This is a genomic window from Pseudonocardia sp. N23 (assembly GCF_002583555.1).
Taxonomy (GTDB): domain Bacteria; phylum Actinomycetota; class Actinomycetes; order Mycobacteriales; family Pseudonocardiaceae; genus Pseudonocardia.
This window is the reverse complement of sequence record NZ_BEGX01000114.1, coordinates 70,561-79,275: the sequence shown is the minus strand read 5'-3', so window position 1 is coordinate 79,275 and position 8,715 is coordinate 70,561. Positions and strand designations below refer to the sequence as shown.

At 73.1% G+C, this 8,715-nt stretch carries 7 protein-coding genes; 2 read left to right on the top strand and 5 right to left on the bottom strand.

Going from position 1 to position 8,715, the window contains the following annotated elements:
* The 5 genes from metK to TOK_RS24605 form a co-directional block, all read right to left on the bottom strand.
* The coding region (metK, locus tag TOK_RS24625) for a methionine adenosyltransferase (RefSeq protein WP_253258617.1) at positions 1 to 831 on the bottom strand (831 nt) is incomplete at its 3' end.
* On the bottom strand, positions 828 to 1,946 hold the full coding sequence (locus tag TOK_RS24620; RefSeq protein ID WP_098960358.1) for a hypothetical protein: 1,119 nt from the start codon (positions 1,944 to 1,946) through the stop codon (positions 828 to 830). The genes metK and TOK_RS24620, both read right to left, overlap by 4 nt.
* Complete coding sequence (locus TOK_RS24615; RefSeq protein WP_098960357.1) at positions 1,946 to 3,448, bottom strand: hypothetical protein; 1,503 nt, start codon at positions 3,446 to 3,448, stop codon at positions 1,946 to 1,948. The genes TOK_RS24620 and TOK_RS24615 overlap by 1 nt, the downstream gene beginning before the upstream one ends.
* Complete coding sequence (locus tag TOK_RS24610; RefSeq protein ID WP_098960356.1) at positions 3,438 to 4,385, bottom strand: methylenetetrahydrofolate reductase; 948 nt, start codon at positions 4,383 to 4,385, stop codon at positions 3,438 to 3,440. The genes TOK_RS24615 and TOK_RS24610 overlap by 11 nt, the downstream gene beginning before the upstream one ends.
* A 150-nt stretch (positions 4,386 to 4,535) precedes the next feature.
* The gene (locus TOK_RS24605) at positions 4,536 to 5,102 is read right to left on the bottom strand and encodes a methylenetetrahydrofolate reductase C-terminal domain-containing protein (protein ID WP_216362095.1); all 567 of its coding nucleotides are present in this window, start codon (positions 5,100 to 5,102) and stop codon (positions 4,536 to 4,538) included.
* Positions 5,103 to 5,394: 292 nt separating this feature from the next.
* Here TOK_RS24605 and TOK_RS24600 point away from each other — a divergent pair, with 292 nt between their 5' ends.
* Positions 5,395 to 6,750 carry a CdaR family transcriptional regulator gene (locus TOK_RS24600; protein ID WP_098960355.1) on the top strand — a complete coding sequence of 452 codons (1,356 nt, stop codon included), beginning with the start codon at positions 5,395 to 5,397 and terminating at the stop codon, positions 6,748 to 6,750.
* Positions 6,747 to 8,549, top strand: a complete 1,803-nt coding sequence (locus TOK_RS24595; RefSeq protein WP_098960354.1) for a bifunctional homocysteine S-methyltransferase/methylenetetrahydrofolate reductase — start codon at positions 6,747 to 6,749, stop codon at positions 8,547 to 8,549. Before TOK_RS24600 ends, TOK_RS24595 begins: the two co-directional genes overlap by 4 nt.
* Positions 8,550 to 8,715: the final 166 nt, after the last annotated feature.

Sequence of the window (8,715 nt, the reverse complement as noted above, 5' to 3'; positions counted from 1 at the left end):
GCCGCCGTGGCGGGCGAACCCGCCGTAGGTGTCGACGATGATCTTGCGGCCGGTCAGCCCCGCGTCACCGACGGGGCCGCCGATGACGAACCGGCCCGTCGGGTTGACCAGCAGCGTCGTGCGCAGCTCGTCGGCGTCGTAGAACTCGGCCGGCAGCACCTCGGTGACCACCTGGTCCCACAGGTCCTCCCGGATCTGCTCGTTCGTCGCCTCCTCGGCGTGCTGGGTGGAGATCAGCACACGCTCGACGCCCACCGGAACGTTGTCGTGGTAGCGGACCGAGACCTGGGTCTTGCCGTCGGGACGCAGGTAGTCCAGCCCGCCGCGGCGGACCTCGGCGAGGCGGCGCGACAGCCTGTGCGCCAGCGCGATCGGCATCGGCATTAGCTCGGGGGTCTCGTCGGTGGCGTAGCCGAACATCATGCCCTGGTCGCCGGCGCCGGCCTTGTCGAGCTCGTCGTCGGAGAGGTTGCCGCGGTGCTCGTGGGCCTGGTCGACGCCCTGGGCGATGTCGGGGGACTGCTTGTCGAGCGCGACGAGCACCGCGCAGCTGTGCCCGTCGAAGCCGTAGCGGCCGTCGTCGTAGCCGATGCGGTTCACGGTGTCACGCACGATCTGGGTGTAGTCGATCTGGCCGGGCGTGGTGATCTCCCCGGCGAGCACGACCATGCCCGTGGTGATCAGGGTCTCGCACGCGACCCGGGAGTACGGGTCGTTGGTCAGCGCGGCGTCGAGCACCGCGTCGGAGATCGCGTCGGCGATCTTGTCGGGGTGGCCCTCCGTCACGGACTCGGAGGTGAACAGGTAGTCGTGGGACTCCAGCTGGCTCATGGTGTGGCTCCTCGGACGGACACGGGTGTCTCGGTGGGGGGTGGTGCTGCGTCGATCGGTGGTGAGGTGGTGCGGGGCGTCAGCTCTGCGCGTACGGCGGCGGTGCCGGTGACCATCGCCTCGAGCTTGGCCCGTGCGACGGCCCCTGTGACGTTGCGCAGCCCACAGTCGGGGTTGACCACGAGCCGCTCGGCAGGCACGAGCTCGAGCGCGCTGCGGATGCGCGAGGCGATCAGCTCGGGCGTCTCCACCTCCGACGACTTCACGTCGACGACACCCAGGCCGATGGTGCGGTCCCAGCCGAACTTCTCGATCACCGGCAGGTCCTCGTAGCCCTTGCGCGCGAACTCCAGCACCAGCTGGTCGACGTTCGCGTCCAGGACCGCGGGGAACAGGAAGTCGTAGTGGCCCTCCCACAGCGGGCGGGCGTAGCGGTTGCCGTAACAGACGTGCAGCCCCCAGGTGACGTCCACGCCCTCGGTGACGACGTTGACCGCCTCGACCGCGGTGCCGACGGCGTCGGGGTACCCGGCGAGGAACGGTTCGTCGATCTGCAGCAGCTGCGCGCCACGCCCGGCCAGGGCGCGGGCCTCGGCGTTGAGCACCCGCGCGACCGCCAGCACCAGCTCGCGGCGGTCGGTGTAGACGGTGTCGTGGATGCGCCGCGACAGCGAGAACGGGCCGGTGAAGGAGAACTTGACCGGGCCGGAGGTCTGCTCGGCGGTGAAGGCGAAGTCGTCGGCCAGGCCGAGCGGCGACGGGTCGAACCGGTCGGGCAGCCGGGCCGGGACCCGCGCCTCGTAGTAGTCGAAGTAGAACTCCTTCGCGGTCTGCGGGATCTCCACACCCGGCATGCGGGCGAGGAAGTAGTCGACGTCGTTGTCGCGGCGCAGCTCGCCGTCGGAGACGATGTCGATCCCGGCGAGCTCCTGGTCGCGCAGGGCGGCCTTGATCGCCATCTCGTGCAGGTCGGTGAGCTGGGCGTGGCTCATCCGGTTGCGGTAGTAGTCGGTCTTGAGCCGCTCCATCCACTCCGGCACCGGGTACGACCCGACGACGGTCGTCGGCAGCAGCGGCACCCGGCCCATCAGGGCGGCGTTCCTCGGCGCGGACATCAGTCCCTCACCTGCGCCGTCATCGTGATGATGTTGCCCCCCGACCGGTGGGCGAACGGGGCGTAGTGCACGTCGAAGCCGTGCCGGCGCCCGACGTGGGCGAGCAGCGGCCCGTTCACCCAGTTGACGACCGAACCGTCGTACTTGCCGGGCCCGCGGAAGTTGGCGCGGTAGGCGGCCACGTCGGTGACGAACAGGTCGTGACAGATCAGCGTCCCGAAGGGGTGCAGCAGCTGCAGGCTGTCGACGAAGCTCGCGAGCGCCCCGTTGTTGACGTGCATCCGCACGTCGGCACCCGACTCCAGCAGCGGCCGCAGCATCTCCCCGCTCACCTCCGGCGCCAGCTCGTAGGTGTCCAGGCCGGCGAGCGGGACGTAGCGCTCCTCCAGCCGCACCGCACCCCACGCCGCCCGCCAGAACGCGACGGCGGCGTCCGCATCGGCGAAATGCGCAGGCGCGGCCTCAGCCAGCAACGCCGGGCCCAGCCGCAACAGCTTGTGCACCAGCGCACCCACGTCCCCCGGCGTCGTCCTGGCCTGCTCCGCCAGCTCCGCGGCCCGCTCCGGCGGCAGGTAGGCGCGCGTCTGCACCTGGTAGGTGCGCCCGCCCAGCTGGGCGACCTCGTCGGTGGGCAGGTTGTCGTACACGTTGGAGATGTAGACCAGGAACACCTTCCAGCGCAGGAACCCCAGCGAGGTTCGCGGCCGGGTCGCGTCGAGCGCGAACGAGCTGACGTGCGCGAGGTGCTCGACGACGGTCTCCCGGGCCAGGTCGAGCACGTGCTGGGAGTAGTCGCACATCAGGTAGTGCAGCCGCCGGTAGTAGCCGCGGCCGTGTTCGCCGTCGAGCGCACGGAACTCGTCGAGGAACACCTTGGCCTGGCTGCCGTTGCCCACCCCCAGCTCGACGACGTAGAGCTCCTCGGGCAGCGCACCCGTGTCGACCAGCGGGTCCCAGACCGCGAACAGCTTGCGGATGAGGTCGCGGGCGGCGTCGTGGTTGCGGGCGTCGCTCTCCCCGCCGGGCAGCGCCTGCTCGTAGCCGCGGCCCGTCGACTTCTCCCAGAGGTCGAGGTCGGCCCAGTAGCGGGCGTTGAACGACCAGATGCAGCTGCGCGACCCCGCGCCCCAGTCCTCCAGCAGCACCCGTCCACCGGTGTCGCCCGCCGCGTACTCGCGCAGCAGCTCGGCGGCGTGCTCCTTGAGCGGCAGCTTCGCGCTGCGCCGCACGTCGACGGCGATCTCCATGTCGTCCTCGCGCACGCCGACGGGCACCACGACCGGGTCGGCGCCGGGGAGCCGTTCGGGGCGCGACAGGATCGGCCGCAGGTCGACGACGTCGCGGAAGTTCTCCTTGTACTGCACCCAGTCGCACACCAGGCGCACCTTGGAGAGGTCGGTCGAGCCCTCCGAGAGCGCCTCGACGACCGGGACCAGCGCCGTCGTGATGTCGATCGGCGTGGTGCCCCGCAGCCGCGAGTGGGGCCGGAAGTCAACCAGCATGACCGAGTCCCTCCGATCTCGACGAGCTCAAGGCGGGCCGCCGTCCGACGCCCGCGCGTTCCAGGATCTCGGGGACACCCCGCTCGTACCCGAACGCCATCACGTGCACGCCTGCGACGCCCGGGATCGCGGCGACCCGCTGGATCGTCTCGACGCACATCGTCACGCCCTCGTCGGCGACCCGGTCGCCCGGAACGCCCCGCAGCCGGCGCTCGACCTCGTCGGGGACGTGGATACCCGGGACACCGGTGCGCAGGAACTCCATGACCCGCAGCGACCGGATCGGCCCCACCCCGGCCAGGACCTTGCAGCGCTCGGTGACGCCCAGGTCGCGCAGCCGCGCCATCCAGGACGCGAACACCTCGACGTCGAACACGTACTGCGTCTGGCAGAACTCCGCGCCGGCCGCGACCTTCTTGGCCAGCCGCCGCGCCCGGAAGCTCCGCGGCGGCGCGAACGGGTTCTCCACCGCCCCCACCAGCCAGCCCGGGCGCGTGCCGACCTCCCGGCCCGAGACGAGGAAGCCCTGGTCACGCAGGGTGCGGGCCGTCCACACCAGCTGGGTGGAGTCGAGGTCGAACACGGGCGCGGCGTCGGGGTGGTCACCGAAGCGGGGATGGTCGCCCGAGAGCAGCAGGACGTTCGGGATGCCCAGCGCGCCCGCCGACAGCAAGTCGGACTGCAACGCGATCCGGTTGCGGTCGCGGCAGGTCAGCTGCATGACCGGTTCGACGCCCGCCCGCATCGCCAGCAGGCTGCCCGCGAAGCTCGACATCCGCACGTGCGCGCCCTGGTTGTCGGTGACGTTCGCAGCGTCGACCCAGCCGCGCAGCAACTCCGCCTTGCGCGTGATCGCGTCGGGGTCGGCGCCCCGCGGCGGCCCGATCTCGGCGGTGACCGCGAACCGGCCCGCCGCGAACGCCTCCCGGAGACTCATCGCACTCCCTCGCCGGAGCTCGGTCGGCGCTGCGCGCGGGCGCTGTGTCGATGACTCGCTCGCCGAGGCTCGCTCATCGCACTCCCTCGCCGGAGCTCGGTCGGCGCTGCGCGCGGGCGCTGTGTCGATGACTCGCTCGCCGAGGCTCGCTCATCGCGTCACTCCGGTGGGTGCCAGCCCCAGGTCCCGGCGCAGCAGCGGCCGCTCGTCCCCGGCGGCGGTCCACAGGTCCTCGTCGCGGCCCTGCCAGTAGTTGACCCACGAGCTCTGGTCGCGCAGCCGCTGGTCGACGGGACGCTGCAGCAGGTCGAGGTCGGCGCCGTGCCCGGCCGCCTCGGCACGCTCGACCGCGACGACCCACACACACGTCAGCTCCGGGTGCACCTCGCAGGTGCCGGTGGGGGAGACGCCCCCGCACGGCCCGTTGCGCAGCTGCTTGGGGCAGGTCATCGGGCAGGTGTAGCCGGTCGCGGGCAGGGCGCACTGCCCGCACATCCGGCAGCCGAACAGCTCCTGCTTGGTCACCCGCTCGGCCGCGGTGAACGCGCGGTAGGCCCGTGGGCGGCGCTCCAGCCACGCGGCGAGCCGGGCGTACACCTGGTTGGCCGCCAGCCCCGCGTGCAGGACGTAGCCGAGGCGGGCACCCAGCCGCGGACGGAACGGCCGCGGCCACGCGTCGTGTGCCGCCATCCCGGGTTCCACGTCGTCCGTCGCCACGCCCTGGCCTTCCTGTAGGTCCCGTCCTCGGTGTGGTCCCACGAGGTTCGCAGCCCGCGGCGGCCCCGTCATCGTGGTACGCGGCCAACGTCCCCAGCGGGCTCTTGTGGTCCAGCACAGCTGCCGAAGTCAGGCCAGTGGATCCGGTCCGGCGTTCCTTCCTGCGGTACCGTGCACTTGCGCCGCGCAGAAGTGGGCCCCATCACAACATATCTCCCTCCTCTTTTGTGTTGGGCAACAACTGCTCCTGTGGTCGTTGTATCCGGTTGCGGGCCGCGGGTACGGTCCGCGCATGGCGGCTCCGGGCTCGACGGCAAGGACGCCGCCCGTGCCGGCCGCGGGGGCGACCGGCCGCCGGTTCGGTGGCAGCGACGAGGCCGCGGTCCTGCGTCGCGTCGTCAGCATGTGCGGACACCTGTCGGCGCTGGCGTCGCAGAACACGGAGCTGGCCGACGTCGTCGCGTTCCTGGCCGACGGCGCCGCTGCCGGGGTGGTCGTGCTCGATCGCCGCCTCGACGTGCTGGCCCGCGCCGGTGTCGGCGACCGCGACGTCGTCGCCGTGCTCCGCGGCCAGGCCGGCGTCACGGGGCTGCGCACCGTGCTCGCGGCCGCGGCCCGCAACCGCCGCGCGCTCACCGTCCCCGGCACCGCAGGCGCGGGTTCGGCGACGATCGTCGCGCCGGTGTCCGTCGGCGAGGACGTCTCCGGCTACCTGATGACGACGACACCGTGCCCGTCCATGGCACCCGCCACCGCGGGCGAGCTCACCGAGGACATGCGGCTGCTCGTCACCGAGCACGCCGCGATGGTGTGCGGGGTGGTGCTGGGCCGTGAGCTCGTCGTCACCGCCGCCGCGGGCCGGGCCCGCCAGGAGCTCGTCGAGGGCCTGCTGCTGGCCCGCGACCGCGACGACCCCGAGATCGACCGCTGGGCCCAGCACCTGGGGTTCGAACCCGGCCGCGGGTACTGCGCCGTCGCGATCGGTGCCGCCGGCGACCGGGCCCCCGCGGTGTTCGGGACGGTCGAGGCCGCGGCCGGCCGGCTGGTGCCGGAAGCGATCGTCGCCACCCGGACCGACGAGGTCGTCGCCCTGGTCCCGGCCCCGCCCGGTGGCGGCTCTCCCGTCGACGCGGCCCGCGCCCTCGCCGCCGGTTGCCTCGCCGCGACCGCGGGCCGGATCGGGATGCGCACGCCGGTGGCGGCCGGCGTCGGCAACCCGTGTGCCAGTGCGGCCGAGATCTCCCGGTCCTACACCGAGGCCCGGCACGCCCTGCTCGCAGGCGAGCGCCTCGGCGGGACCGGCAGCGTCACCGCGTTCGCCGACCTGGGCATCCACCGGCTGCTGCTGCGGGTGCCCGACGTCGCCGACCTGCGCGGGTTCGCGGAGGAGGTCGTCGGCACGCTGATCGCGGAGGAACGCAACGGGGGCACGGAGTACCTGGCGACGCTCTCGGCGTACTTCGAGCACAACAACTCCCCGCGCCGCGCGGCGGAGAAGCTGCACGTCCACCCCAACACCGTGAGCTACCGGATCCGGCGCATCGAGGCGATCACCGGGCTGTCGCTCGACGTGCACCGCGACCGGCTGATGGCCGAGGTCGCCGTGGAGATCCTGGACGCGCTCGGCGGGCCGGGGGCGCGGCGATGAGCATCAGGGACCTCCTCGGCACGTCGGTGCTGGTCGGCGACGGCGCGATGGGCACGATGCTGCACGCCGCCGGCAACTCCCTCGACCAGGCGCTGCCCGCGCTCACCCTCACCGAGCCGGGGCTGGTCCGCACCATCCACGACAGCTATGTCGGCGCGGGCGTCGATCTGGTGCAGACCAACACCTTCGGCGCGAGCCGGCTGCGGCTGGCCGAGTACGGTGCCGCCGACGACGTCGCCCGCATCAACGCCGAGGCCACCCGGCTGGCTCGCGAGGCCGCCGCCCGCGCCGACCGGCAGGTGTTCGTCGCCGGGTCCGTAGCGCCGGCGGTGAGCGTGCACCAGCGCCGCCGGGTCGTCCCGTCCGCACGGCGGGCCGCGGTCCGCGAGCAGGTCGAGGTGCTGGTCGGTACCGGGGTCGACGTCGTCATGCTCGAGACGTTCGGCCATCTCGACGAGCTCGTCGAGGCCTCGGAGGTCGCGCTGGAGATCGCGCAGCGCGCGGGGGACGTCCCGGTGATCGCGCAGGCCACGTTCGGCACCGACCACCACACGCTTTCCGGGCACACCCCGCACGAGCTGGTCACCGCGCTCGCGGGGCTGCCGCTCGCGGCGCTGGGCGTGAACTGCACACTCGGCCCGCAGGGCTGCCTCGCGGTCCTGCGTGAGCTGGCCCTGCACACCTCGGTGCCGCTGACGGTGCAGCCCAACGCCGGGCTGCCGCGCCGCATCGCCCCCGCCCGCTTCGAGTACGACATCGACGCCGACTACTTCGTCCGCTACACCCGCCAGCTCCTCGACGCGGGCGCCGCGCTCGTCGGCGGCTGCTGCGGCACGACGCCGGGCCAGCTCGCCGCCGCGGCCGCCGCCGTCGCCGAGTACCGCGCCCAGCGGGTCACGACGGTTGTCGAACCCGCGCCCGCCGGTCCGGTCGTGGTGACCGAGCCCGGGCTCTTCGCGTCGACGGGCCGCGTCGTCGGGGTCGAGCTGACCCCACCGACGAGCGGGGGTGTCGACGAGACCGTCGCGCTCGCCGCCGACCTGCGCGAGGCCGGCGCCGGGCTGGTGTGCGTGCCCGCGACGTCGGGCCCCCGCGCGCAGGTCAACTCCGTCGACCTCGCCCTGCACCTGCACAACCGGCTCGGCGTCACGACGCTCGCCAGTGTCACCACCTGGGACCGCACGATCATGGCGCTGCAGGCCGATCTGCTCGGCGCGCACGCCCTCGGCGTCCGTGGGGTGCTGTGCGAGACCGGTACGCCGCCGCTGGTCGGGGACTACCCGCACGTCGACGGCATCTGGGACGTCGACTCGCTGGGGCTGATCGAGCTGCTCGCCGGGCTCAACGAGGGTACGGACTACCACGGGCTGCGGCTGGGGACGAAGACGTCGTTCGACATCGGCGCGCGGGTCAACCCGGGCAGCCGCGACCCCGGCCGTGCCGCCGTCGAGGCGCTGGACAAGATCGCGGCGGGCGCACAGTTCCTCATCACGCGGCCCGTCTACGAGCCGGCGGGGCTGGCGCGGGTCGTCGATGCCGTCGACGGGCGTGTCCCGCTGCTGGTGGCGATCCGCCCGCTGACCGGCTTCGACGAGGCCGACTACCTCGCCCACGAGGTGCCGGACGTGACGATCCCCGATGCGACCCTCGCCGCGCTCGCCGACGCCGGCCCCGACGCCGCGGCCGCGGGCGTCGACCTCGCGGTGGCGCTGGCCGAGCAGGTCCGCCCGATGACGCGCGGCGTCGTGGTGACGGGCGGCTCCGACGTCGCCGGAACCGTCCGTCGCCTCCTCCTGTGAGCGCCGTCCACCCACGACCGCTGGTCTGGCTCCGGATCCCTCACGTAGCGGTCGTGACGTGGTAGCCCCGCGTGCACACCTCGCCGATCACGCCGGGCGGGACGGGGATGCGCCGGTCGACGGGGTCGACGACCGCGACGTCGATCGCGGGCAGCGGCCGGCCCAG

Coding starts and splice junctions, on each gene's coding strand:
- TOK_RS24620 (WP_098960358.1), bottom strand. CDS start 1,946: ATGTCCGCGCCGAGGAACGCCGCCCTGATGGGCCGGGTGCCGCTGCTG.
- TOK_RS24615 (WP_098960357.1), bottom strand. CDS start 3,448: ATGCTGGTTGACTTCCGGCCCCACTCGCGGCTGCGGGGCACCACGCCG.
- TOK_RS24600 (WP_098960355.1), top strand. CDS start 5,395: ATGGCGGCTCCGGGCTCGACGGCAAGGACGCCGCCCGTGCCGGCCGCG.
- TOK_RS24595 (WP_098960354.1), top strand. CDS start 6,747: ATGAGCATCAGGGACCTCCTCGGCACGTCGGTGCTGGTCGGCGACGGC.
- TOK_RS24610 (WP_098960356.1), bottom strand. CDS start 4,385: ATGAGTCTCCGGGAGGCGTTCGCGGCGGGCCGGTTCGCGGTCACCGCC.